This is a genomic window from Butyrivibrio sp. DSM 10294 (genome assembly GCF_028539135.1).
In the GTDB taxonomy this organism is placed as follows: domain Bacteria; phylum Bacillota; class Clostridia; order Lachnospirales; family Lachnospiraceae; genus Butyrivibrio.
In genome coordinates, this window is the sequence record NZ_JANSWL010000067.1 from 1 (window position 1) to 25,608 (window position 25,608).

26 protein-coding genes, 1 pseudogene and 1 riboswitch are annotated in these 25,608 nt (G+C 42.9%); of the genes and pseudogenes, 24 read left to right on the plus strand and 3 right to left on the minus strand.

Annotated features, from left to right (window positions below; translation table 11 throughout):
• Nucleotides 1-199: 199 nt before the first annotated feature.
• From NXH67_RS06735 to NXH67_RS06755, 5 genes and pseudogenes are all read left to right on the plus strand, one after another.
• Nucleotides 200-490: pseudogene (locus tag NXH67_RS06735) on the plus strand (MT-A70 family methyltransferase); the annotation flags it as partial.
• Between the two features lie 94 nt (nucleotides 491-584).
• On the plus strand, nucleotides 585-1,589 hold the full coding sequence (locus tag NXH67_RS06740) for a lysozyme inhibitor LprI family protein (RefSeq protein WP_272796846.1): 1,005 nt from the start codon (nucleotides 585-587) through the stop codon (nucleotides 1,587-1,589).
• A 141-nt stretch (nucleotides 1,590-1,730) separates the two neighbouring features.
• Nucleotides 1,731-2,414 (plus strand): hypothetical protein, encoded by a 684-nt coding sequence (locus NXH67_RS06745; protein ID WP_272796847.1) that lies wholly within the window; start codon nucleotides 1,731-1,733, stop codon nucleotides 2,412-2,414.
• Nucleotides 2,415-2,537: 123 nt separating this feature from the next.
• A complete protein-coding gene (locus NXH67_RS06750; protein ID WP_090008788.1) occupies nucleotides 2,538-2,783 on the plus strand; it encodes an AbrB/MazE/SpoVT family DNA-binding domain-containing protein in 246 nt (81 codons plus the stop codon).
• Entirely contained in the window at nucleotides 2,780-3,085 is a 306-nt protein-coding gene (locus NXH67_RS06755; protein WP_272796888.1) for a type II toxin-antitoxin system PemK/MazF family toxin, read from the plus strand. Before NXH67_RS06750 ends, NXH67_RS06755 begins: the two co-directional genes overlap by 4 nt.
• Nucleotides 3,086-3,263: 178 nt before the next feature.
• On the opposite strand, the gene NXH67_RS06760 is transcribed toward NXH67_RS06755, so the two are convergent.
• Complete coding sequence (locus NXH67_RS06760) at nucleotides 3,264-5,066, minus strand: methyl-accepting chemotaxis protein (RefSeq protein ID WP_272796848.1); 1,803 nt, start codon at nucleotides 5,064-5,066, stop codon at nucleotides 3,264-3,266.
• A gap of 297 nt (nucleotides 5,067-5,363) precedes the next feature.
• Here NXH67_RS06760 and NXH67_RS06765 point away from each other — a divergent pair, with 297 nt between their 5' ends.
• The 3 genes from NXH67_RS06765 (at nucleotide 5,364) to NXH67_RS06775 (ending at nucleotide 8,565) form a co-directional block, all read left to right on the plus strand.
• Nucleotides 5,364-5,804: a DUF1284 domain-containing protein gene (locus NXH67_RS06765; RefSeq protein WP_022779831.1), complete on the plus strand. Its 441-nt coding sequence runs from the start codon at nucleotides 5,364-5,366 to the stop codon at nucleotides 5,802-5,804.
• Nucleotides 5,805-5,810: 6 nt separating this feature from the next.
• Nucleotides 5,811-6,284, plus strand: a complete 474-nt coding sequence (locus NXH67_RS06770) for a flavin reductase (RefSeq protein WP_272796849.1) — start codon at nucleotides 5,811-5,813, stop codon at nucleotides 6,282-6,284.
• 997 nt (nucleotides 6,285-7,281) lie between these two features.
• Nucleotides 7,282-8,565 (plus strand): GGDEF domain-containing protein, encoded by a 1,284-nt coding sequence (locus NXH67_RS06775; RefSeq protein ID WP_272796850.1) that lies wholly within the window; start codon nucleotides 7,282-7,284, stop codon nucleotides 8,563-8,565.
• 186 nt (nucleotides 8,566-8,751) lie between these two features.
• On the opposite strand, the gene NXH67_RS06780 is transcribed toward NXH67_RS06775, so the two are convergent.
• Nucleotides 8,752-9,456 carry an EAL domain-containing protein gene (locus NXH67_RS06780; RefSeq protein ID WP_022779828.1) on the minus strand — a complete coding sequence of 235 codons (705 nt, stop codon included), beginning with the start codon at nucleotides 9,454-9,456 and terminating at the stop codon, nucleotides 8,752-8,754.
• A 261-nt stretch (nucleotides 9,457-9,717) separates the two neighbouring features.
• On the opposite strand from NXH67_RS06780, the gene NXH67_RS06785 reads away from it, so the two are divergent.
• The 12 genes from NXH67_RS06785 to NXH67_RS06840 all read left to right on the plus strand — a co-directional run bounded on the left by NXH67_RS06785 (nucleotide 9,718) and on the right by NXH67_RS06840 (nucleotide 20,074).
• Nucleotides 9,718-10,176, plus strand: a complete 459-nt coding sequence (locus NXH67_RS06785; protein ID WP_022779827.1) for a PaaI family thioesterase — start codon at nucleotides 9,718-9,720, stop codon at nucleotides 10,174-10,176.
• 240 nt (nucleotides 10,177-10,416) lie between these two features.
• Nucleotides 10,417-11,493 carry an acyltransferase family protein gene (locus tag NXH67_RS06790; RefSeq protein WP_272796851.1) on the plus strand — a complete coding sequence of 359 codons (1,077 nt, stop codon included), beginning with the start codon at nucleotides 10,417-10,419 and terminating at the stop codon, nucleotides 11,491-11,493.
• Nucleotides 11,490-11,921: a helix-turn-helix domain-containing protein gene (locus NXH67_RS06795; RefSeq protein WP_272796852.1), complete on the plus strand. Its 432-nt coding sequence runs from the start codon at nucleotides 11,490-11,492 to the stop codon at nucleotides 11,919-11,921. Before NXH67_RS06790 ends, NXH67_RS06795 begins: the two co-directional genes overlap by 4 nt.
• A gap of 175 nt (nucleotides 11,922-12,096) precedes the next feature.
• On the plus strand, nucleotides 12,097-12,324 hold the full coding sequence (locus NXH67_RS06800; RefSeq protein ID WP_022779824.1) for a hypothetical protein: 228 nt from the start codon (nucleotides 12,097-12,099) through the stop codon (nucleotides 12,322-12,324).
• Nucleotides 12,325-12,338: 14 nt separating this feature from the next.
• A complete protein-coding gene (locus NXH67_RS06805; protein WP_022779823.1) occupies nucleotides 12,339-12,542 on the plus strand; it encodes a hypothetical protein in 204 nt (67 codons plus the stop codon).
• A gap of 31 nt (nucleotides 12,543-12,573) precedes the next feature.
• A riboswitch (purine riboswitch) is annotated at nucleotides 12,574-12,675 on the plus strand.
• A 144-nt stretch (nucleotides 12,676-12,819) separates the two neighbouring features.
• A complete protein-coding gene (locus NXH67_RS06810) occupies nucleotides 12,820-14,064 on the plus strand; it encodes a BMP family ABC transporter substrate-binding protein (RefSeq protein ID WP_272796853.1) in 1,245 nt (414 codons plus the stop codon).
• Between the two features lie 99 nt (nucleotides 14,065-14,163).
• Nucleotides 14,164-15,696 (plus strand): ABC transporter ATP-binding protein, encoded by a 1,533-nt coding sequence (locus NXH67_RS06815; RefSeq protein ID WP_272796854.1) that lies wholly within the window; start codon nucleotides 14,164-14,166, stop codon nucleotides 15,694-15,696.
• A 2-nt stretch (nucleotides 15,697-15,698) separates the two neighbouring features.
• Entirely contained in the window at nucleotides 15,699-16,799 is a 1,101-nt protein-coding gene (locus tag NXH67_RS06820) for an ABC transporter permease (protein WP_022779820.1), read from the plus strand.
• Complete coding sequence (locus NXH67_RS06825; protein ID WP_272796855.1) at nucleotides 16,799-17,791, plus strand: ABC transporter permease; 993 nt, start codon at nucleotides 16,799-16,801, stop codon at nucleotides 17,789-17,791. Before NXH67_RS06820 ends, NXH67_RS06825 begins: the two co-directional genes overlap by 1 nt.
• Before the next feature lie 31 nt (nucleotides 17,792-17,822).
• The gene (locus NXH67_RS06830; protein ID WP_022779818.1) at nucleotides 17,823-18,398 is read left to right on the plus strand and encodes a xanthine phosphoribosyltransferase; all 576 of its coding nucleotides are present in this window, start codon (nucleotides 17,823-17,825) and stop codon (nucleotides 18,396-18,398) included.
• A 21-nt stretch (nucleotides 18,399-18,419) separates the two neighbouring features.
• Entirely contained in the window at nucleotides 18,420-18,551 is a 132-nt protein-coding gene (locus NXH67_RS06835) for a hypothetical protein (protein ID WP_272796856.1), read from the plus strand.
• A gap of 98 nt (nucleotides 18,552-18,649) precedes the next feature.
• Entirely contained in the window at nucleotides 18,650-20,074 is a 1,425-nt protein-coding gene (locus NXH67_RS06840; protein WP_272796857.1) for an AAA family ATPase, read from the plus strand.
• A gap of 12 nt (nucleotides 20,075-20,086) precedes the next feature.
• Here NXH67_RS06840 and NXH67_RS06845 read toward each other — a convergent pair whose 3' ends face one another.
• A complete protein-coding gene (locus NXH67_RS06845) occupies nucleotides 20,087-20,287 on the minus strand; it encodes a GGDEF domain-containing protein (protein WP_022779815.1) in 201 nt (66 codons plus the stop codon).
• A 120-nt stretch (nucleotides 20,288-20,407) separates the two neighbouring features.
• On the opposite strand from NXH67_RS06845, the gene NXH67_RS06850 reads away from it, so the two are divergent.
• From NXH67_RS06850 to NXH67_RS06865, 4 genes are read left to right on the plus strand one after another with little or no spacing between them, the layout of a single operon-like run.
• Nucleotides 20,408-20,926: a hypothetical protein gene (locus NXH67_RS06850; RefSeq protein ID WP_022779814.1), complete on the plus strand. Its 519-nt coding sequence runs from the start codon at nucleotides 20,408-20,410 to the stop codon at nucleotides 20,924-20,926.
• A gap of 10 nt (nucleotides 20,927-20,936) precedes the next feature.
• Nucleotides 20,937-23,861: a hypothetical protein gene (locus NXH67_RS06855; RefSeq protein WP_272796858.1), complete on the plus strand. Its 2,925-nt coding sequence runs from the start codon at nucleotides 20,937-20,939 to the stop codon at nucleotides 23,859-23,861.
• Nucleotides 23,858-24,703 (plus strand): GNAT family N-acetyltransferase, encoded by an 846-nt coding sequence (locus tag NXH67_RS06860; protein ID WP_272796859.1) that lies wholly within the window; start codon nucleotides 23,858-23,860, stop codon nucleotides 24,701-24,703. Before NXH67_RS06855 ends, NXH67_RS06860 begins: the two co-directional genes overlap by 4 nt.
• The gene (locus NXH67_RS06865) at nucleotides 24,700-25,530 is read left to right on the plus strand and encodes a deoxyribonuclease IV (protein ID WP_272796860.1); all 831 of its coding nucleotides are present in this window, start codon (nucleotides 24,700-24,702) and stop codon (nucleotides 25,528-25,530) included. Before NXH67_RS06860 ends, NXH67_RS06865 begins: the two co-directional genes overlap by 4 nt.
• The last annotated feature ends 78 nt before the right edge of the window (nucleotides 25,531-25,608 follow it).

Here is a 25,608-nt window from a genome sequence, read left to right on the forward strand (position 1 = left end):
TCTCAAGACTATTAGCAACAACTTCATGCATACTAAACGTCTTACATTTGACACTCTTCATATGCACTTATGCAACGAAGCAGCCATAATCTATTCGGCTTAGACTGTGAAATGCATATTAGAAGCAAGTTTCATGAGTGGGTCGTATGCTGCATCCAGAGTTAGGGGGGCAAGGATGGCGTGAGAAATGCTTAACATCAGAAATCAGAAATGTGATTCTCTTTTCTGGGGAATGGGCTACTGGGCGAGAGCCAACGCCGAGGTGTGCCTGATTGCAACCAAGGGCCATCCGAAAAGAGTCGGCAGGGCAGTCCATCAGGTGATCATCAGCCACATCGAAGAACACAGTAAGAAACCTTCCGAGACCCGGGACAGGATCCTGGAGCTCATGGGCGATGTTCCAAGGATAGAACTTTTTGCAAGACAGAAGACTCCCGGCTGGGACATTTGGGGCAATGAGCTGGAAAATGATCTGGAGCTGGCAGCATGATTGTAAATAATCCACATTGACTTGGGTACAAAAACGGGACTACGATTGATTGGTATAAAAAAGAATGAGGGGTAGTACTATTATGAGAAAATTTATGACATGTGGATTAGCCATTGCAACCGCGGCAATGGTACTGACAGGCTGCGCAGGCAGCACTGGTGGCGAAGAAAGTAGTTCCATTTTTGAAGCACAGTCGGATGTAAATGCTCCAGAGGCAGCAGGCGATAATGCCGGAGATAATTCCGGGGCAGGTGATGCTGTGGCAGATGGAAATGAACAGGGGGGCAATTCCGATACAGCTTCTGCAGAACAAGCTTATGGCGTGAGTATCTGTGATGAAACATCAGAGCTTGATTATTCCTATGACTACGATAGCGAGATCAAGTTTGCTGTTCAGAATGCTATAGTGGAATCAAGTTCCTATGAAGAAGAGTTCCAAAAGATTGATGCAATCTGTGAGCACATCACTTCACGAAGAAAAGATAGTGAGAATCAGGTTGAAATGAATATGGTTGCAAGTTATTTCTTTAAGGTTTGGGATGATGAGCTGAACGACCTATGGGGAAGGTTTTCTTATGGCGTTGATGAGCAGACCAAGGAAAAAGTTCTCGCTGATCAGCGTAATTGGAATTCCATGAAAGAGAGTGCTGTACTTGAAGCACTTGGCCCTGCAGAGGAAGGTGGAAGCATTTATCCGGTTCTGTATTATGACCTATTGGAGAACAGCACCAAGACAAGATGCTATTTTATTGCAAAAGAGTTTGCGGCTTTCAAGGGTCTTGGTTTTGTAATGCCTGCCAAGGGCGTTACCGGCTTGTACATCGACAATCAGGGAACAGGAGAGATTTACGGATCACTTTACGTTTCTGAAGGATGGGAGTCCGGATATGACTGCAAGGTATCCATCTACAGAATTGGAGAGCTGGAAGGTAGTGTAGAAGAGGCCGGTGATGGAAAGCTTTCATTTGTTTCATATGATGATAATGTCAAAGGGACAATCACTTATGGCTGGGATGGAGCGACATTTGAAGTAACAGAAGTCAATGGTGATTCAATAGTCAGCGTTGGCGATGTATATGAATTTCCATTTGTGTTCTGATAGAAAAGGTGAGAGATGATAAAAGATTACTGTGTTATTTTTGACATGGACGGTGTTATCTTCGACTCGGAGAGAGCTTGCCAATCAGATGATAGAAGCCCTTTTTGAGAGGGACTATTCGATATTTGAGGAGGATTGAATATGAAAAGAGCTATATTAGCAGCAATGTCACTGGTGATTGCATTTGGGATGACAGCTTGCGGTGCAAAAAAGGCAGACAATGCAGAAATAATTGGTGGTGCAGATGAGCCCACAACTATTGAGCTTCCTTCAACAGTGGGTAAGGAGAGTGATGTGGATGCACATTTTTTGGAGTATCTGAAGGGGAATGAAGCTGATGCAAACGGCGAGACCTTCTGGGCTGTAGGAGAGCCTGATATGGAATATGCCCTCTATGACATGAACGGAGATGGCGTAAATGAGCTGATTGTCCGCTCTTTTGGATATTGGATCTATGACATCATCGAGTATAAGGACAATAAGATCCAGTCAGCGAATGTGGAGAATCTTGGATCCTCCGGAGTTACTTTCATAAATGATAAGAACCAGTTTGTCAGTGGAGATACAGGTCATGAAGGCCGTAAGATGTATGTTGTATCAGAAATTGCTGATCAAGGAGAAGCTAAGGTTGTCATGGCGTTTGTAAACTACTACGATGATTGGGCTGAGTCCGGCGCACCAGAGTTTTATATGCAGGAGAATCCGCCACAGGACTACCTTGAGAATATAGAGAAGTTCGATGTCATTACAGAAGAGGAGTTCAATGCTCTTGTGGATGAATATTCAAAGGAAAATACATTTATTGAATGGATAAAACTTGAATAATAGTAATGCTTAAGCAGACTCAACCAGTGGTGGAGCTTGGCATAACGTACTAATCTGGATGACAAATAAGTTGTTTTTTTTATTTCAAGGATATACAATGTATATACAAAGGAGGTGCTGATTATGCAAGCTCAAGTTAAAACATGGGGAAATAGTCAGGGAATTAGAATACCAAAAGAGGTACTTCAGGAAGCGGCTATTTCGGTTGATGATGTTCTCGATGTCAAGGTATCTAATGGCATGATAATGCTGGTTAAACCATTTAGACATAGAACACTGGAAGAACGTGCTGCAGAGTATGGTGGGCAGCTCCATTTAGATGGCGAATTTGATTGGGGTGAACCGGTAGGAAGAGAGATTTGGGAATGAAGGAAGAGTTGCACCAGGGGGATATACTTAAGATTGAACATATCAAGAAGCCGGTTCTTATTGTAAGTAAGGATTTCTTTAATCAGACTTATGAAATAATTGGCTGCCCTATTTTTGAAAAAGGCGAAGCCGGTCCGCTACATATACACATCAGAACCGAAGAGGTTGATGGTTATGTGCAATGCGAAAAAATGGCACTCCTTGATTTAAATATCAGGGGCTATTCGAAGATTGATAGGATACATTATCCTGACATTATAAATATCACAGACGCTATTCAAGGAATCTTTGACTACATCTGAAAATGAATCAACATGGAATCAACGAGATTTCTTTAGTAGGAATATATTAGCAGTGTATGGTTCGGATTATGGAGATATCACAGCATCAGGATTCCGCTATCTACTGCTTTTTAAGTAAAAGAAACGCTGCGCCACAGCCTTGGCAGGCCGTCGCGCAGCGACTTAGTTCTATTGTAGTTTAAAGTGAGAATTTGGAAACAAAATCCTGCAGTTCCTGTGCATTGATGGCCAGCTTGTCTGAAGCTTCTGCCACTTCATGAGAGGAGGCTGTCTGTTCCTGCGAAGCAGCGGAAACGTTCTGGGTTTCATCCGCAACGTTTGCACTCATATCCTCAATCTTGCTGATGTTATTGGCTATAGTGTCTGTGCCTTCAGAAAGCTGACCGACGATTTCGCTCATTCTTTCCGATTGTTCAGAGATGGAGTATACCATATCTACTATGCTGTTGAATGTTTCACCCGCGTTGTTAACGGTTTCTGTTCCGGACACAACGGCCTGAGCACCCTGACGCATGGAAGAAACTGCTTCGTCGGAGTTCTTCATTATTTCTTCAATAAGTTCTGTGATCTTTGAAGCAGCGTCATTGGATTGGTCTGCAAGCTTGCTGATTTCGCTGGCAACAACCGCAAAGCCTTTACCCATTTCTCCGGCCCTTGCAGCCTCTATGCTGGCGTTGAGAGACAGAAGATTAGTCTGGCTTGCTATTTCTGCTATAGTATCAACGAAAGTATCAATATTTTTAAGCTGTTCTCCTAAGGCTTCTACTACAGAAGCAGTATTTTCCACGGAATTCTTGATTGAACCCATCATATTTGTGGCATTAGTCATATCAGCCGCGCCCTTTTTAGCAGCTTCATTGGTAGTAGTTATCATTTCAGTTGTCTTGCTGATAGCATCCTGGAATTCATGCATATTGTTAACAAATGCCTGGGTTTCGTTACTTGCACCAGCCACAGCGGTTATCTGTCCCGAGCAGGACTGAGCTACTGCAGTGCAGGAATTAGCAACCATTTCACTGGCTTTAGCGGACTGGGATGCGCTGGCTGAAAGCTCCTCGGATGCAGATGCCACATAAGAAGTGGTGTCAGTGATTTTCAACATTAGATTTCTTATGTTGGTGTGCATAAGGTCAAGTGCTATTGCTATCTGGCCTATCTCATTGTTTTCACTTGAGGGAAGTGTCCGTACTTTGTCCATTTCTGCATTATCAGAGAAATCATTATTGGACATTCTGACCATCTGGTTTGTGGCAAGCTTAATAGGCGTGGTAATCCTTTTTCCCATATAAACAGCGATGGTTATTCCGATGAGCAAAAGAATTATCATAGTAATAATGCTGTTTCTGATGGTGGAAGTAAGTGCTTTGCTGGATTGTAATTCATTTTCGCTCTTGAGTGTATCAATATAATCAACCCATACGCCGGTACCCATAACCCAGTCAAAAGGCTCAAAATATGCTGTATAGTTGATCTTGGGCAGAGGTTCGGTTTCATTAGGCTTAGCAAACATAAGGCTTGTGTATCCGCCCCCACTCTGCATACCGTTCTTTATCATCTCCTGGATAAAGTAGGTTCCATTAGGGTCAACACTATCCCATCTTGACTGTCCTTCAGTATCCCTGCCTAAAAGAACTACGTTGATACCTTTAGATGTATCAACCCAGAAATAGCCAGATCCATCATTATACTTAAGTTCTCTGATGATATTTGCAGACTCTAATTGAGCTTCTTCAAGAGTCATTTCGCCGGCAAGATATCTGTCATACATAACCTGACATATGCTCATGGCTTCCTGAGTTTCATTTTTTAACTCAGACATGATATCTTCCCTTAGTCTGCTTTCGTAAGCCTCTGCCTGAGAGGCATTGGTCTTAATGGTGCTATACAGGTTAAAACCTGCAATGGAAACTGCTGTGATCACAACAGCAAGAAAAATAGAACCGACGATAGGTAACATCAAAGAACCGTGTTTTTTCTCCATAAATAAGTCCTTTCTTTTACGCTGTGTTATCGGAATGACGACATCTGATATTGATTATAACACTAATAAATTCCCGTAATAACGGCTTTTTATGAGAAACATATTAAGATTTTATTAAAATAAAATAGCATGATAGACATTAATAATAATTCGAACAGGATTTATCAGAAGTTAAGCTTCCCTATGGTTTTATGAACTTTTTTGCAAGTGGGCTGGGCAATGTACCAGTCCATTTTCTTGGGTGAAACAGGATGTTTGGGTTATAATGGATGTATCTGTTTCGGAGGAGCTTTGTTTATGGGAAAGACAGCTATTGTTCATTACAGCCAGCATCATGGAAATACTAAGATGGAAGATATGGAGAAATGTTTAAGACCCCACCATGGAATGTGCTTTCAGTTCTACGAAGGTAAAGGATATAGTGCAGATTTCACTGACCATATGGGACGGGTGATAAAAGAGCTTGAGGCAGATCCATCGCAGAAGGTGGTGCTGAAGGCTGAAACAGATATTGTATGCGAAAACTGCCCCAATAATGAGGACGATGTATGTACCACTCAGGACAAGGTTCTTAGATATGACAGAGAAGTGCTAAAGGCATGCGGACTTGGTGATGGAAGTGAAATCTCTTTTGCTGAGTTCATGAAACTTGTAAGGACAAAGATAATTGTTGCGGGTATCCGTGGTGACATCTGTGGCGATTGTAGTTGGGACTATATTTGCAAGGAAAAGGAGTGAGGAACGATGGAATTTACAACAGATATTTTTAGTCAGTTTGATAAGAAGTGGGCACTGCTCACAGCAGGAGACAAGGACAAGTTCAATACGATGACTATCAGCTGGGGCGGACTTGGAACACTGTGGGGTAAGCCCGTAGCGACAACGTATGTAAGGACATCCAGGTATACTCACGAGTTCATGGACAATAATGAGTATTTCACAATCAGCTTTTATCCTGAGGAGTACAAGAGTACTCTTGGAGTTCTTGGCTCAAAATCCGGTAGGGATATCGATAAGATGCATTCTTCAGGGCTCACAGCTAAAGAAGTTAATGGCTCCATGACTTTTGAGGAAGCGGAAGTTACTTTCGTTTGTCGGAAGCTCTTTTGCCAGAGGCTTGCTCCTAAGAACATGAATCCGGATATTGCTAAGCAGTTCTATGAAGGCGACGCAGAACACGACATGTACATTGGAGAGGTTGTGGACATCATCAGGTGATAATAGGCTATGTTTATTGCTGACAATAAACAAAACGTATTGGAAAGATGAGATGTTTCTGTTTATCATTTAACATGAGGTGATCAGGATGATAAACGCTAAGGTAAAAGAATTAAGAGATTTGAATATGTACATCCGGCCGGAGGAAATGAGTTTACATCGGTCAAGATAACTCCCGGTTTATATATGATGCCTTCGTATTTTCATGGTAAAATATATGTATACGAGACTATAAATACACGTTTTAATGAATATGCGGAGGCTGATAAATCTTATGATATATTTTGCTGCTCCAGCAACAATGCTGATAATCAATATAATAATAAACTGGGAACCACTTAGAAAAAATGGATTCCATATAAATAAGCAGGATAAAGATAAAATGGTAGGCGTGCGCTACAACTATTTTATTCTTTCTGCCTGCATCTACTTTGCTGTGGATATGACATGGGGCATTTTGTATGATTACAAAGAGAACCCGGTACTTTTTCCTATTATTTATTCTCTGACCGTCTTTTATTTCTTGTTCATGCTTTTGACAATGGTGGCATTGGCACAGTATATAGTGGCATTCATTGACAAAAGTGGTCGACGCAGTGCGCTGCTTATTTTTGGGGCATGGACAATGCTCTTGTTGGGGATAATATGTCTTATACTCAATCGTTTTTATCATTTCATGTTTTCATATAATGATGCCCATGAGTATGTGGGAGAATCTGGAAGCAATATCTCTTTTCAGCTTCAGATATTATTCTATACTGTAATTTCCATTTACATGTTGATCGTAGCTAATAAAAGCAAAGGAAACCAAAAAGTAAGATACAAAACTGTGGCAGTGACAAGTTTGGTCTTGGAAGTATTTCTTGTACTTCAGATTCTTTACGCATTCTTTCCTTTTTATGCCACAGGACTTATGATAGGCATATGTCTTATCCATTCCTTTGTATTATCCAGTGTCAATAAAGAGAAAGAAATACATGATCATATTGCTTTAATTATGGCAGAGGATTATGATGCTATTTTCTATATCGAAATTGAATCCGGCGAATATCTTACTTTTTCCAAGAGTCAGAAATATAAGACTTTGAATACGACAACAGATGGAAAAGACTTCTTTGGGGAGACTTTGAAAAGCCTGGAAAGATGCGTTTATCCCGATGATCTTGAATATGCAAAGAGTTTCTACGAAAAAGAAACTATGCTTAAGAATCTTGAAGGAAAACGATCATTTTCTTTCAAATACAGACTTGTAATTAGCGGAGAACCAAGATATTTCTTGTTTACTGCCATGCTTGAGAAAAATAAACAATATCTGATTTTCTATGAAAAAGATATACAAGATGAACTAAAGGCCGAAATAGAACAGAAAGAAAATCAGAAGAAAACAATAACTTTTGGACAGATTGCTGAGAGTCTTGCTTCTAATTATGACGTTATTTACTATGTGGATATAGTTAATTCTTCATACGCAAGCTATGTGGCAAATAATATCTACGGAGAATTAGAAATTAGTAGATCAGGAGAGGATTTCTTTAAAGAATCATATGAAAATATACCTCTTGTTGTTTGCAGACAGGATTGTGAACAGGTGAGAGATTTTATAGATAAGGACAATATGATCTCAGCACTTGAGATACACAAGGACTACAGACTTGATTACCGTGTAATGAGAGGCAACAGGCCCAAATACACAAGGATGATTGCCCGAAAGACCAGTGACAACAGGCATTTTATCATAGGTGTTGAGGACATTGATGATGAGGTTAAGAGGGAGAAACAGCAGCTAAAAGAGCTGAAAACAGAAAGAGAGCTGGCAAGACGCGATGAACTAACTGGAGTCAAAAACAAGACTGCTTACAGGGAGTTGGAACAATCTGCTCAGGGAAATATTGAAAATGGCATGGATTATCTGAACTTTGCTCTGGTTGTATGTGATACAAACAATTTGAAACTAATAAATGATACTCAGGGACATGCTGCAGGAGATGAGTATATCAAGGCATCTGCCCGCCTTCTGTGTGATATTTTTGTTCATAGTCCTGTATTCAGAGTAGGAGGCGACGAGTTTGTAGTATTTCTTCAAGGAAGTGATTATTCATCAAGACATGAACTAATGGACAAGCTTCGTAGCCAGGTTCTTGATAATAAGAAAATGGGGGCCGGAGTAATTCTGGCGTCTGGAATGTCAGAGTACAAGCCAGAAAGCGATAGCTTTGTTTCAGATATATTCGAGAGAGCTGACAAAGAAATGTATGAGAACAAACAGAGCCTGAAATCTTGAAATAAGCATATTGCAGGCCTGTTATCCTGGTGATGTAGGAACTTCATGTTCAGTAGACGGAAAAAGTTGTTGAGATTCGAAAAATACTATTTTTCTTGATTCTTACTCGTATCATAAAACAAATGATAATGTAACATATGGTCATTGATGGTTCGAATTATAGGCTGTTCACCAATACTCGCCCCTTTACGATGGTCTTTTCAAATAGTACCCTTGGAAAAAATCTGCTCCTAATTCCTTCATTGTTTCAAACTCGCCTTCGGTCTCGATTCCTTCTGCCACCACGCTTATTTTTCTTGCATGAAATGTATCAATCATTTCGCGCAATTGTTCCTGTCTGTGCGTATCTTTATCAATACCGGTCAGTAATGTCCGATCTATCTTTACAATATTAGGCTTAGCTGCATCAATCACATCAAAATTATTAATGCCTGTACCAAAATCATCTATGGCAACCAGGTTATTATTAATATCTGCATATTTTCTTTTTATCTGTGCAATTTCTACTGATAGATAAGGGTATTCCAGTGACTCCAAAATCATTGCATTCTTATGTCCGCCATAGTACGAAATAAAAGCATCAACTTCCTCTTTACTAAACAATTCACTGGGAAATGTATTAATCGATAAGTATTCCTTATATCCCCTGATAAAATATGCTTGAGTTGCACCAAATAAAGTAGCAACCTCTAATACATGTAATTTGTCCTGCTTTTCATATTCCGCTATAAGTTCAGTTACATCCATATCGTGGGGCCTCATAAGTGCTTCCCACGCATAGACAGTCTTTCCATCCGGGTAAAATATGGGCTGAAAGACATAATCTATTTTCAATTCATTTAAAGCAGCTAAGATATCTTTGGATAATGGTAGACCATCAAAATAAATCATAATACTTCTTTGCCTTTACAATTGACCTGTTTTTCGCTAATCTTATAACAATATAGTATCATTATAACGACCAATAAATAAGTGAAATATGGATAAATAATTGATAAAACGAAAATAAGAGATCAGTCTCCAAAAGAGACTGATCCGGCAACTGCGACGCTTAAGAGCCTTAATAAGTAATAATTTATGACTATTTAAGCCCCAACGCCCGTTTACATGCGGGGTTTGGGGCTGATATTTTCTTGGGGAAAGGATATTTTTATGAGAAAAGCACGTTCAGAAAAAGAGGCAGCAATGAGGGAGAAGATGATCCCGGAATTGTATGCCAATGAATATAATCATTTCATTGGATTTGAGGTTTTGGAACTGAGCTCCACCTACAGCAAGTCCAGAATTAAGGCCGATACAAGGCTTCACAACACCTATGGAAGCATCCACGGCGGAGCGCTGCTCTCCTTTGTAGATGCCATGGCCGGGGCTACAGCCAGTATGAGTGGCTACTACGCCACAACAGTGTCCGCCAATCTGAACTTCCTGCTTCCTGCAGTAAATACTGAATATATCTACTGCGAGTGCATGAAGCTCAAGACCGGTAAGCACATTTTGGTTTTTGATATCAGAGTTACCGATGATGAAGGGAACCTGCTTGATAGCGGAGAATTCTCTTTTTTTGCCAGCAAGGTTCCGGTGCTGGGGGATAATCTGAAGTTTGGGAAGTGAAGTCATCTATACTAACGGTATAATGCAATTTTCCACCAACTTTAATAACGATTCCAAAGAAGGAATGAGGATATGTTCGATACAGTCAATGTAGGTGTTATTTCCCCTGGACAACTGTGAGTTCGCAACCAAATTTAACGAAAAATAGCAAAATATGTAAGCTTCGCTTGGTAGACAGGCGGAGCTTACTTTTTTATGATTAAGAAAAATGTTAAAATATTTAGCAAAGGTGGTATAAATATGAGAAAGGTATATTTGGATAATATTCGTTGGATAACAGTAGTGCTGGTTGTCATCTATCATGTGATCTACATATTCAACGGCGTTACACAGCATGGAATCATCGGTCCCTTCAGTGAACATCAGCCACAGGATATATATCAGTACATAGTTTATCCATGGTTTATGTTACTTCTGTTTGTGGTATCCGGCATGTCAGCTCGCTATGAACTGGTTAAACGAACAGAGAAGGAATTCATCAGAGTAAGGACGAGAAAATATCTTGTGCCATCAACAATCGGCCTTCTGGTTTTCGGCTGGGTTCTTGGCTACTACAATATGCTGATTTCCGGTGCATTTGATTCCATGGGCAATGTACCGGGGCCCATCCTTTTCCTGATAATGGTAGCCAGCGGCTCAGGTCCTCTGTGGTACATTCAGATGCTCTGGCTCTTCAGCCTGATACTGGTACTGATCAGAAGGATTGAAAAAGACAGATTCTATAATATCTGCGGCAAAGCCAATCTTTTGATACTTATACTTCTTGTCATACCCGTATATGGAGCTGCGCAGATACTTAACACACCGATAATAGTGGTATACAGATTCGGTATCTACGGACTGGGCTTTTTGATCGGATACTTTGTACTGTCCCATGAGGTCGTGATGGATCGACTTGGCCAAAACTGGCTGTTATTAAGCATCCTTGCCCTCGCATCCTGCATAGCCTTTGTGCTTTTATATAACGGTCAGCCATATCCGGAGCACGTGGTTCTGGATACAATCATGTGCAATGTATACGCATGGTTTGGAACTCTCGGTATACTTGCCCTCATGAAAAAATGGGGCAATTCCACGAATACGTTCTCAAAGTGGATGTGTCAAAAATCATGGGGCCTCTACGTATTCCATTATCTGATGATAGCGGTCAGCGGATGGTATCTGCATACATTATGTCCGTCTCTTGCCCCCGTCATCGTATACCTTTTAGTTGCAATAGCAGCATTCGTAGGCGCCTACCTTCTGTATGAAATCATGAGCCGCATACCTCTCATAAGGTGGTGTGTTCTGGGGATAAAAAAGGAGAAGAAAGAATGAGCTTTGCTGATAACCTTATTGAATTAAGAAAGCTTAACAATCTGTCGCAGGAAGACATCGCCGAGAAAATAGGCGTATCCAGGCAGACGCTTTCAAAATATGAGACCGGAGAGTCACTGCCGGATATAGAGAGATGTAAGAAGCTGGCGGACCTTTTTGATGTAACCATGGACGACCTTATATCATATGAAAAGAATGATTCAGACAATCTGGGATATGCAATACCGCCGAAAGGAAAACATATCTTTGGATTGGTCAAAGTGGGAGATAAAGGTCAGATCGTTATTCCTGCCAAGGCAAGAAAGCTCTTCGATATTAAAACCGGCGACAATCTGATTGTCCTCGGAGATGAATTCCAGGGTATAGCTCTTATTAAGGAGACAGGCCTTCTCGGTCTTATCAACAGTGCGAAAGAAACTATGGAATGACTATGAAAAAATGTATGATAATATGTAAGCTATCGGAAAATTTTGGCGGCTACGAGGAGGATACGTCTGATTACAAGAGATGAAGCTTATGAATTACTGAAAAAATACAACAAGGATCCATTTCATATCCTTATCAATGAGGAAATGGCATCAGTAGCCTAAGGAGGTAGCGATAATGGAAAGAAAATCAATTCTGATCAAGGATACAACCAAAGAAGAGCGCGAACAGATAGTAAAGAACTCGCTTGATTGCGGCGGTGGTTGTGAGAATTGCTCATCCTGCTGGCTTGGCGGAGGAAGCCCCTGGGATATTTATCAGGACTATATTGATGGCAAAAAGGAAATCCGCGAGATAAACATGGAATACATGGAAAAGTATCGCCAGGACAGGCAGATTCATTGAGAGGACATGCGCTTATGTTAGATGCACCTGATATAAAAGACTCTACATCCGAAGAGAGAAGAGCATTTATAAAAGAGAGATTTCCATGCATTGCAGACTGCGATATGTGCGGACTTTGTAAAGTGTTCCACGGAAAAGACGCTGAGACGGCATATGCAGACTACATCAGTGGTAGCAGATCTTTTGCAGAAGTATCATCAGATTATATCTTGAATTAAAAAAAGCTTGTAATCTTGATATTTCTTTGCTAATATAAGCGGGTATTTTATCGATATAGGTCAAATGATATGGATTTGATGTTTCTACCCGGTTACCGTAAATTACCGGACTATCGAGTGTTTGATGCATATACAATAGTGATATTTTAATTGTAATAGTTATCAGATCAGATAGGCGTAGAAGCATGAGTTCTACGCCTTTTTATTTTGCTTAAAAAGCATAGATGCTCTATCCTTACTAATGACCTGCGTTCGGTATGAAAAAAGGGAGGAAGAGATGAGAAAGATAAAAAAAGTATTATCAGCAGTTCTTGCTGCCACAATGGTAATGGCATTATGTGCCTGCGGGGGCACGGCTGAGACAGAAACAGCAGCTAAGGCTACTGACACAGAGGCCGCACCGGCAGCTGCATCAGATGTAAAGGTTGGTTTTATCTTTTTACACGATGAGAATTCAACATACGATCTGAACTTTATCAACGGAGCTACACAGGCTTGCGAGGCAGCAGGTGTAGAATACATGCTCAAGACAAATATCCCTGAGGGACAGGAGTGCTATGAGGCTGCCTGCGAACTTGCAGATGCAGGCTGCGATATCGTATTTGCTGATTCTTTTGGCCATGAGGATTACATGATCGAGGCAGCTAAGGAATATCCTAATGTTCAGTTCTGCCATGCAACAGGTACTAAGGCACATACAGAGGGCCTTTCCAACTACCATAACGCTTTCGCTACAATTTTTGAGGGACGTTACCTTGCAGGTATTGCTGCAGGAATGAAGCTCAACGAGATGATCGCAAATGGTGAGATCACAGCAGACCAGACTAAGATCGGTTATGTTGGTGCTTACACCTATGCAGAAGTTATTTCCGGTTACACATCATTCTTCCTTGGCGCTCGTTCTGTATGCCCCACCGCTACAATGGAAGTAACCTTCACAGGTTCCTGGTACGATGAGACTGCTGAAAAGGAAGGCGCTAACAAGCTTATCGAGGACGGCTGCGTTCTTCTTTCACAGCATGCTGATTCAATGGGTGCTCCTACAGCCTGCGAGAAGGCAGGTGTACCTGACATTTCCTACAACGGAAGCACAGCATCTGCTTGCCCTAACACCTTCATCGTTTCTTCAAGAATCGACTGGGCACCTTATTTTGCATATATCATCGACGCTGTAGCAAACGGCAAAGAGATCGCTACTGACTGGGTTGGAACCCTTGAGACAGGTTCTGTTGTTCTTACAGACCTTGGAAGCGCAGCAGCAGAGGGTACAGCCGAGGCAATCGAAGAGGCTGAGAAGGCTATGAATGCAGGAACTCTTCATGTATTTGATACAACTACATTTACTGTAAACGGTGAGACACTTACATCTTACACGGCTGATGTAGATACAGATCCTGAGTACACCGCTGACACAGAAGTTATCACAGATGGTTACTTTGCAGAATCAGGTTCTGAATTCCGTTCAGCTCCTTACTTTGACTTACAGATTGATGGAATCTCACTTCTTGATACAGCATATTGATAATTACATCATGTGATCTTGGGAAATCTTTGTGGGCACAGGTTTAACTGTGCTACTGCAAAGGTTTCCCATTTTTATCCTATTTTGTATTTTTGAAAGGTGATAATTGTGGAAAATAAGGAAGTAGCCATATCGCTTCGTGGCATTACAAAGACTTTTGGTGATGTAACAGCAAATAGCAATGTCAATCTCGATGTTCATAAGGGCGAGATCTTGTCTCTTCTTGGTGAGAACGGAAGTGGCAAAACAACTCTCATGAATATGCTTGCGGGAATCTATTACCCCGATGCCGGTCAGATAATCATCAACGGCAAAGAAGCTGTGATCCGCTCTCCCAGGGATGCCTTTGATCTGGGAATAGGCATGGTTCATCAGCATTTCAAGCTCATTGATGTTTTTGATGCGACAGAGAATATAATTCTTGGACTTGAAGGCAAGCTTAATAAAAAAGAGGCTGAGAAAAAGATCAGAGAAATCTGTGATAAATACGGATTCGAGATCAATACAAGCAAGAAGATATATGACATGTCCGTTTCTGAAAAGCAGACCGTTGAGATTGTTAAGGTTCTATACAGGGGAGCTGACATTCTGATCCTGGATGAACCCACAGCCGTGCTGACTCCTCAGGAAACCGAGAAGCTTTTTAATGTCATGCGCAACATGAAAAAAGATGGAAAATCCATAGTTATCATTACTCACAAGCTAAACGAGGTACAGAGTATATCCGACCGAGTTGCGGTTCTGCGCCATGGAGAATTCATAAGTGACATGACGACAAGTGGGACCAATGCTCAGGAAATGACCGATATGATGGTAGGCCACCCGGTTTCTCTTAATATCGAAAGACCCGAGCCTGTGGATCCCAAGCCTCGTATCGTAGTTGAGAACCTCACTGTTGTTGATGAAGAGGGAATAGTTAAGCTTGATGATGTTTCTTTTACCGCCAATACCGGAGAAATACTGGGAATTGCAGGAATATCAGGCTGTGGGCAGAAGGAACTTCTAAGAGCCATTGCAGGCCTTGAGATCATCAAGGATGGAAAGATCACCTACATCCACCAGGATGGAAGAACCGAGGAACTTCTTGGTAAATCTCCAAGGGAGATCTCCGATCTTGGTGTCAAGCTGTCCTTTGTTCCCGAAGACAGACTGGGAATGGGACTTGTAGGAAATATGAATCTTGCCGACAATATGATGCTCAGATCTTACAGAAGCGGCAAGTCAAGATTTTTCACCGAGAAAAAAGAGCCCAGAAAGCTTGCGGAGAAGGTTGTTAACAAACTTCAGGTGGCAACTCCCAGTATCGATACACCTGTGCGTCTTCTTTCAGGTGGAAATGTACAGAAGATCCTTGTTGGAAGAGAAATATCCTCAAGGCCTAAGGTACTACTGACTGCATATGCGGTAAGAGGTCTTGATATCAGTTCTTCCTATCAGATATATGATCTTATCAATAAGCAGAAGGAAAGAGGAGCAGCCGTGCTCTTTGTCGGTGAAGATCTGGATGTTCTTGTTGAGCTCTGCGACAGAATCCTTGTCCTGTGCGGTGGCAAGGTCACAGGAATTGTAGATGGCAGAAATACCGATAAATATACCTTGGGTTCAATGATGACACAGAAAGGAGAGGCTTAATAATGCAGCAAAAAATAAAAGAGCCTCGTTTTCACATTGTAAAAAGAGCAGATATCAGCAGCAAGGAAGCGTGGATCATTAGAGTAATCGCAATTGTGGCTGCGCTGGCGTTATGCGCGATAATTACAATGGTTTGCACAGGTGATAATCCGATATCTATATTCGCAACTATTTTCAAAGGGGCCTTCGGAACCCAGAGAAAGACCTGGATAACACTGCAGTATGTTGCCATCCTTCTTATTATTTCACTGGCACTTACACCTGCATTCAAAATGCAGTTCTGGAATATCGGTGGTGAAGGACAGGTCCTCATGGGCGGCCTTGCAGCGGCAGCTTGTATGATCACATTGTCAGGCAAGCTCCCGAATGCAGTAATAATCCTTCTTATGATCGTTACTTCAATACTGACAGGTGCTATCTGGGGAGTGATTCCGGCGCTCTTTAAGGCACTGTGGAATACCAATGAAACACTGTCCACACTGATGATGAACTATATCGCAACTCAGCTTGTGGCATATTTTACCATTGTCTGGGAGGTTCCCAAGGGATCCGGCAAGATCGGTATCATCAACCAGAATTCAAACATTGGCTGGCTTCCTAACATTGGAAATAAATATCTTTTAAGCATTATCGCAGCAGTCCTTGTTACTATCGGAATGTTCATTTATCTGAAATATACCAAGCACGGCTATGAGATAGAAGTAGTCGGAGAGAGCCGGAACACAGCCAGATATGTCGGAATCAGTGTTGAGAAGGTCATTATCAGAACCATGTTATTGTCCGGTGCGATCTGCGGTCTGGCAGGACTTCTTTTGGTCGGAGGTATTAACCACACGATAACAACAACTATCTCTGATGGACAGGGCTTTACAGGTGTTATGGTTTCATGGCTCGCTAAGTTCAATCCGATCGCCATGATCTTCACAAGCCTTCTGATCATCTTCATGGACAGAGGTGCCAGCGAGATATCCACTGCCTTTGAGCTCAATCAGAGCTTTGCGGATATTCTGACCGGAATCATCCTGTTCTTTATTATCGGATGTGAGTTTTTTATCAGATACAAGATCATTGCTCGTAAAGATCTGGGAAAGGAGAACGCATAATGTTTAGTCTGGTTGCATTTATACCAAGAGCTGTACAGCAGGGCGTTCCTCTGCTTTTGGGAAGTACAGGTGAGACGATAACAGAAAAATCAGGAAATCTGAATCTCGGAATCCCCGGTGTTATGTACGTGGGTGCGATAAGCGGTGTTATCGGATCATTTTTCTACGAACAGTCAGTACCTTCAGGGAATCTGAATGGTTTTCTTGCGATTTTGATTCCGCTTCTCTGCGCACTGACAGGTTCTCTTTTAATGGGATTGTTATATTGCATTCTGACCGTTAGCCTTAGGGCGAATCAGAACGTTACGGGTCTTGCTATGACTACGTTTGGTATAGGCTTCGGTAACTTCTTCGGAGGCTCTCTTATTAAGCTTGCAGGTGCGGATGTTCCGTCAATTTCACTGTCAGCCACCTCTGCATATTTTAGTAAGACTCTGCCTTTTGCATCGAGTACAGGTTGGTTTGGCAAAGTATTCTTTTCCTACGGATTCCTTGCATATGTTGCAATCATCATTGCTGTAATCTGCGCATATGTGCTTAGAAAGACAAGAGTAGGTCTTCACCTTCGCGCTGTCGGCGAAGATCCTGCAGCTGCGGATGCGGCAGGAATAGACGTTAAAAAATACAAATATGTTTCAACCTGCCTTGGATGCATGATCGCAGGACTTGGCGGTTTATACTATGTAATGGATTATGCCTGTGGTGTATGGTCCAATGATGCCTTCGGCGATAGAGGATGGCTTGCTATTGCGCTGGTTATCTTTACGATATGGAAGCCTGATGTGGGCATCTTTTCTTCAATACTTTTTGGAGGACTCTACATTTTGTACCTGTACCTTCCTTCAGGAACACACACTGAATACAAAGAGCTGTACAAGATGATTCCTTATATCGTAACTCTTGTGGTTCTTGTTTTCACCAGCATGAGAAACAAGAAGGAAGACCAGCCTCCCAAGAGCCTTGGAACCAATTATTTCCGCGAAGAGAGATAAAGAACAATAATCTATATAAAGAGGTAGAGCGATGAATTTTCTTGAAGAGAGAATTTTAAAAGACGGTGTTGTCAAAGAAGGTAATATACTAAAGGTAGACAGTTTTCTGAATCATCAGTTGGACGTTGAGCTCTTTGATGAGATGGGTGCAGAATGGGCCAAAAGATTCGAAGGTATTGAGATCAATAAGATCCTGACCATTGAGGCATCAGGTATAGGTATAGCCTGTGTGGCAGCAAGACATTTTAATGTACCGGTGGTATTTGCCAAGAAATCCCAGAGTGTCAATCTCGACGGCGAAATGTACACTGCAGAAGTAGAGTCTTTTACCCACAAAAATAAGAACCATGTTATCGTATCCAAAAAGTTCCTTAACGAGAATGACAAGGTTCTTATCATCGATGATTTTCTTGCAAACGGCTGTGCTTTGCAGGGACTGATATCCATAATAAATAGTGCAGGCGCCACAGTGGCAGGCATCGGAATAGCTATCGAGAAGGGCTTCCAGCCCGGAGGTCAGATAATCAGGAACCTGGGCTACAAACTCGAATCTCTTGCAATTGTTGATGGAATGGACCATGTGACGGGTGAGATCACCTTCAGATAAGTGCTATATAGGGGGAAGCTTATGGCATATACGGCAATTCAAAGGATGCAAAGGATTAATCAGCAGCGCTTTGGAAACGAGGGGGTCTATCAGAAACTCGGATTTGAAGTGATACCTAATGGAATTAGGAAGATGATAGAAATAAAGTGTTGAAAATAATGTTTTGGCGATTTATAATACGTATAAAGGATATAAATCGCCAAAACATTATTTTTTTATATAATCATGGCGATTTATGATGGGGATTTGTGATGAAAATAGTCGGGAGAAAACGAGAAAAAGAATCTTTGATGAAATGCTTGTATTCCAAAAGACCGGAGTTTCTGGTGGTATATGGAAGAAGACGTGTAGGAAAAACATACCTTATCAAGGAATTTTTTAATAAACAGTTCTCTTTTTACACAACCGGACTTACTGATGACAAGATGAAAGGGCAGCTCAGGGCGTTTAATGAGAGCCTTTTATTCTATGGTTCTGAGGAAAAGGAGCAGCCTAAGGACTGGTTTGAAGCTTTTTCAAGACTAAGGCAATTACTTGAAAGTGATACCGTATATCGAGAACCTATCAATAACAGACGACTTGTGTTTCTGGATGAACTGCCGTGGATGGATACTGCAAGGTCTGATTTTAAGAGTGCGTTAGACTATTTTTGGAATAGTTGGGGTTCTTCGCAGGAGGATCTGGTACTTATTGTCTGCGGCTCAGCTACATCATGGATCATTAGCAACCTTCTGACCAATAAAAAGGGATTCCACAACAGAGTGACGAAGAGAATCCACTTGAATCCCTTTTCACTCTCAGAATGCGAGGAGCTGTATGAATTAAATGATATTGCTATGACCAGGAAACAGATGATCGAGAGTTATATGGTCTTTGGCGGTATCCCACATTATCTTAACCTCATGGATTCACGACTTAGCCTTGCTCAGAACATTAATGAACTGTGTTTTAAGGAATATGGAGAACTCCATAATGAGTATTACAACCTCTTCTATTCCCTTTTTGACAAGCCCGGCAAGCATATGGCCATTATACAGGCTCTTTCTGCGAATGCGGAAGGCCTTACCAGAACCGAGTTATCAAAAGTAAAAGAGATTGGCGGCGGTTCTGTTCTTACCAAGAACCTTCGGGAATTGGAAGAGTGCGGTTTTATCCGCAGATACAGCAATTTTACAAAAGAAGAAAACAGTGCAATTTATCAGCTGATAGATCCATTTACTCTGTTTAGTATCAGATTTATCGAGAGCAAAAAGTTTGACTCCTGGAATGAGTATATCAATTCACCTTCATATAATGCATGGCGTGGCAACTCATTTGAACTTGTGTGCCTGAATCATGTAGATCAGATTAAGGCGTCACTGGGGATAAGCGGTATTGAGACCAACGAATTTGCTTGGAAAAGTAGTAAGCCCGGGCAAGCTGCCCAAATAGATCTGATAATAGACAGGAAAGATGATGTTATCAATCTTTGCGAAATGAAATATACCAATGAAGATTATGCATTGGATCAGGAGGAGAGCGACAAGCTTCTGAAAAGAATGAATCTCTTCCAAAAAGAAACGGCCACCAAAAAGGCTATTCATATTACACTTGTCAGCGGAAATGGATTTAAGCAAAACAAGTACTCGGGAATTGTACAAAATGTAATTACCGGGGAGGATTTGTTCCAAGGGTAGGGATGATGCCAATCACTCCAGCACACTTACAACCTGATTCTTACCGTTTCGCTTGCCGTAGTACAGCTTTTGATCGGCTTCCTCTGTCATTTCGGCGATGGATTTGCCTTTTTCGTAGGCGGCGATGCCGATGGTAACCATAATAGAAACCAATATGTCATTCTTGTAAGGAATGGGGTCCCTGGCGATCTCATTCCTTATTCTTTCTACCATAAAGAACCGTCCCCATTGGTATAAAAACCAGCCCCTGGTCACTAGAAAAAGCACGTTAAAAAGTTTAAAATAGTAACTATAATGCGTAAATATAGCTTTTCTTAAGGAGGACAATACAACATGGCAGACAGAAAGAGAGTATTACTGGAGAGATTAGAGAAGTACTACAAGGAAGATGAAGATGTAACCCAGGCATCCGTTTTCACCGGCAAAGAACTGGGCGTTCCCATGGACGTTCTGAGGGTCCTGGTTGGCAGCTACGGCGCAGGTCTCATGGACATTCTTGGGGAGTTTTCGTTCCTTCCCGTTGAAGGGGATGAGGTGTGGTTTTTTACATCCGTATTAACCATCATGCTTGACGTGCCCAAGGAATCGGTGCCTTCCCTTGCAATTGCGATAGCCAAGCTCAATTTCTACCTTCCATATGGCGCTTTCTGTCTCAGCGGCGACGGAAAAATGCTTACCTACAAGGCAGCAACCACCATTCGCAGCGACCGTGATGATGACAAAATATATGAGGATATGGAACTGGCTGCCGAGACCAGCCTTCTGGTTCCCGAGAACTACGTATTTGCCCTGGAGCAGATCGCAGACGGTAAGTTACTCATGAACGATTTTGTTAAGATGATCACTGCCTAAGGAGAAAAGTATGGATCATATCAATTTACATTTAAATCAGCAGGTTGATGGATTTGACGTATATGGCTATGAGGAGCAGAATCATCAGAATCAGCAGGTTCAAGGGAACAATGTAGAGGGTCAGAACCCCAATCAGATTCAGATTCCGGGCCAGAGGCAGCAAGATCCCATCAAACAGCATATTGAAAATTTAGAGAGGCAAAAAAGGCTTGCGCAGCAGCCGGCCAACAACGTCCAGCAGCTAAATCAGCAACAGCAAGAACAGCAGGACCAGCCTGTTCCCCAGGAACTTCAGAATCAGGCCCAGCAGCTGGCGCAGCAGAACATGATCATGGCCCAGGCCCAGCTTCACAGCGCCATGATGCTCAATCAGTTCAAGAAACGCAAAAAAGACGTTACCCTGGACGACCCCACTGCAGACAAGCTCCTTGCTGCCTATACCAAGACCGGCTTTGAGTATGTCAGCGCCCAGGCCAAGAGAGATAAGATGCTAAGAGAGGCCACCACAAGGCGCACTCTCCAGGGCACACTTCAGAACAAAATACAGCAGGTTCGCCAGCACCCGCCGAGAGTATCGAACCTAACCAAGGCCAAAGCCGTCAGCTACACTGACAAATATATCGTTTCCCACTACGGAGAATTCGGCGGAGAAGCTACGTTATATCTTGAGCTTAGATTCAGCCTTATGAAGAACAAGTACTATGCCCTTCTTCCCGTGGCAGAGCTTAAGAACCTTCCGAGACTGGACATCATGAACAGACTCACGAAGGAAATGAAAAAAGAACACCCCGATCATGAGCTTGTCATGTTCTATCAGAACCTCGTGGAACTCCAGAACATGGAGGCGGAGATCAAGAAAAAAGATGTAAGGTCCAACCCCACCAATCCTCCTCGCGAGATAACCGCCAAGGAGCGTAAGAACAACGCCTCTTACTTTAAAAAGCTCCAGGAGACGATCCATGGGAACCTCGCTCTGTCCGGAGAAGCCAAGGCTCAGCGTGTTCAGACCATGCACGATGTTATGTATAACGATGGCGGGCGCTTCTGGCAGGATAAAAAACCTGCCGAGACCAAAGACTTAACTCCTGAGAAAAAGGAAGGAATCAGATCCATCCTGGCCTGGATGTATCGCAACTGCGATAAGGGCAATAAGTCCCAGGAGCCCATTGTCAACATGATCGCCCATGCCAAGCCTGATCAGGTCCTGCACATGCTGTATCTGATCGAGAACAAGATGGAGACCGCTCCCACCGCAGAGAGCTTCTATGAAGCCACAGGTGACTATATTCCTAACCTTAAGGTCTTCAGCGACAGAGCCAACTGGACCAAGATAAGCCAGGTAGCAGGTTTTGTTCTGAAAAACCAGCTGATAGGGAGCTTCCTTGAGCTGGATGAACAAGAGGAGAATATCAGAACTTCGCTTGAAGACAATGGCCCCAACCAGCTTAATGATGAGCAGAAAGATGAGGCCAGACTTAATCTTATCATTACCAAGGCCCATAAGATAATGAGGATGTATTCCGCAGCGGGCCTTGAGCCAAATATGCCTATACAGCTAATCCCCAGTAAGACCCTTCGCGACAAGATCACAGCGGAGGTTAATGGGCTTGTAGCTATGTATAACGCACTGTCAGATCAGCTCCAGCAAAGGCTCAACCAGGAGGTTGGTGCCCCCGATGAAGAACCCGGAGATGCAGGAGACAAGGCAGTAAAGCTTAAGAACAAGAAAAAAGTCGGCACCAAGAATGCCCAGCAGCATATAGGAGAAGGCAAGACAATTGCAGGCCATGTTATGCAGGCCAACACTCTGCTTAAGGTAATTGGCGATGATGTCAATTTTATCACCAAAAACACCGCCTATAGCCTTTCCACCAGCGGAATCAGCGGAGTTCTGGCCATTGTGGGACTTATCAGTTCCATCATGTCCTCGGTCAACTTGGATAAAGCCAAGGCTACCATGGCCGGTTATGACTATGTCATGAAAGCAATGGGACAGGTAGGCGATTACCTGGGAGCTGCTTCAGGTATTAGCAAAGCTACCGGCGATTTCATCAAATTTTTTAGCAGTATTCCTTCGGAAAACCTTCCATGGATCGGAAGAACCGCACCACTTACTGCTTCAGAGAGCTTTAGCACCATTCCCGGTGCAATCAGTTTCTGTGCAGGCGGAGTGACCGTTTTATCAGGAATCTTCCAGCTGACAAGTAACTCCATGAGTGCTCGTCAGGCCAACCGCTCACTTGATAAGTTAAGCGATGCCGATAACGCACTGGCTAGGTTTAATCAGCAGACTGACAATATCCAGGATCAGGCAACAAAAGAAAGAAGACAGATCCAGAGTCAGCAGCTTAGAAACCTCATGGATCACAGGGCTGATCTGGCCACCAAGCAGAGGAACTCTGCAACTGTTGGAATTGTAGGCTCTATCCTTACTATGGTCGGCGGAGCCCTTACAATGACTGGAATGCTGGCGCCTATCGGAGGTATTCTGAGCATAGCAGGCTCTATAATGAACATAGGCTATGGTATGATCTATGCCAAAAAAGCCAAGAAGGCATCCCTTAAGCAAGCCGTGGATGCCGGAATTAGGCTCGATGATCTGGTGACAGCCGTGAAGCAGGCCCATCACATTCAGAACCTCTCTTCCAAGGATGAAGAGAAGCTTCGCAATCAGGTGAGACAGGAGGCCCTTGCCGAGCTTGGCTATTCCGATTATAAGGCCATGTACTTAGGCCTTTGCAAGGACCAGGCTGAGATGATCTATCACCATGTATTTGAGGCTCCCACCGAGGACGTCGACCTTAATGCGGCCTGCAAGGACATCCTTTTGTCACTTAAGTTCAAAGAGGATCAGATACACATTGCCGAGCATCCTTATGAAAGAAATTATCCACCATTAACTCTCATATATAGCAGGCTTACGGAGGGACTATGACCATTTGTTGGATAGGCTCTGATAAAGAGTACATTGATTATATAACTGATTACGCAGCAAGGCTCCACTGCCGGATTCCCAAGGATTCCAGCCTCCTGACCTGTATGGATGACGATGGCACCCCTATAGGCTTTGGGGCTATTTTGGCTACAAAAGAAGTGGCAGATATAGCTTTTCTCTATGTCCCCGAAGAGCACAGGAGAAAGGGTATAGGCACGCAGCTCCTTGCTGAGATGGAAAATATGGCACAGCAGGTCGGGGTAACTGACCTGCGCTGCATTGTGCCCAATGACACCGAGAGTCTGCTCTTTTTTACCGCAAAAGAGTACGAACTATGTGAAGGACCAAGAGAATATGCCGTTCCCTTCGCATCCCTTCGGTATTCCGAGGCCTACAGGAAAAACATTGCAGGCAAGACCGCCAAAAAGGCTAAGGCCCTGGAAAGCTGCTCAGACAAGGAAAAGAAGGTTCTTCAGCAGTACTATGATAAGCACGGAATCAGTGCCACTGATTCTTTTGACAAAAAACTCTCCGCAGCCATCTTTGAAGGAGAAGAGGCCAGGTGCCTTCTTCTTGGTGAGCGCACCGCTAGCGGCGTCATAATCCACTACATGCATTCCGACAAGGATCATCCAGAGCTTCTCGTGGACTGCCTCAAAGTCATGGACAAAGCCATAACCGCCGACCGTGAAGACATCAGCGATCTGATGCTTTCCTTTGCAACAGGCAACGAATATGAGCAGAGCCTTCTTAGGCATCTTGCTGGCGAGGCCGCAATTGTTGAGGAGTTTTCCAGATACAGTGTGGCGTATAGGAATGTAGGAGATAGAGTAAAACTATGATATACATCGGATGTCACTTATCTGTCACCAACGGATACGAAGCCATGGGCCATCAGATGGTGGACTTTGGTGGTAGCACCTTTGCGTGGTTTACCAGGAATCCCCGCGGCGGCAAGTCTAAAGACGTGGCGCCGGAAGATGTTAAGGCTCTTCAGAAGATTCTTGAGGAAAAGAAATTTGGCAAGCTCGTAGCCCATGCCAGCTATACAATGAATCTCTGCTCAGCTAGTCCCGACACCAGAGCTAATGGCCTGGATATGCTTCAGAAGGATCTGGAAAAAATGGAGGCACTACCCGGTCAGTACTACAATTTCCATCCCGGTTCACACACAGGACAGGGAGCAGATGTTGGTATCGAGCAGATTGCTGAGGGGCTTAATAACGCGCTTTGGCCGGATATGCACACAACGGTTCTTCTTGAGACAATGGCAGGAAAAGGTTCTGAAGTAGGAAGAAACTTTGAGGAGCTTAAGGCAATCATCGACCGCGTTGATCTGAAGGATAAGCTGGGAGTTTGTTTTGATACCTGTCATACATGGGATGCTGGTTATGATATAGTAAATGACCTTGACGGAGTCCTTGCCCGGTTTGATAAGATCATAGGCCTTAACAAGCTTAAGGCCGTTCATTTTAACGACAGTAAAAATGCATGTGGCGCGGCAAAAGACCGTCATGAGAAACTTGGGCAGGGCTTCATTGGCATGGAAGCTATGAAGCAGTTTGCAATGCACCCTGCCTTTGAAGGCCTACCCTTCATCCTGGAGACTCCAAATGATGATGACGGCTATATTCAGGAGATTGCAACAGTGAAAGGCTGGTTTGAATAATGGAATACATAGATATTTTTACAAGAGATGGGCAATTCACCGGAGTCACAACGATGAAGAGTTCTGTAATGGGCTTAG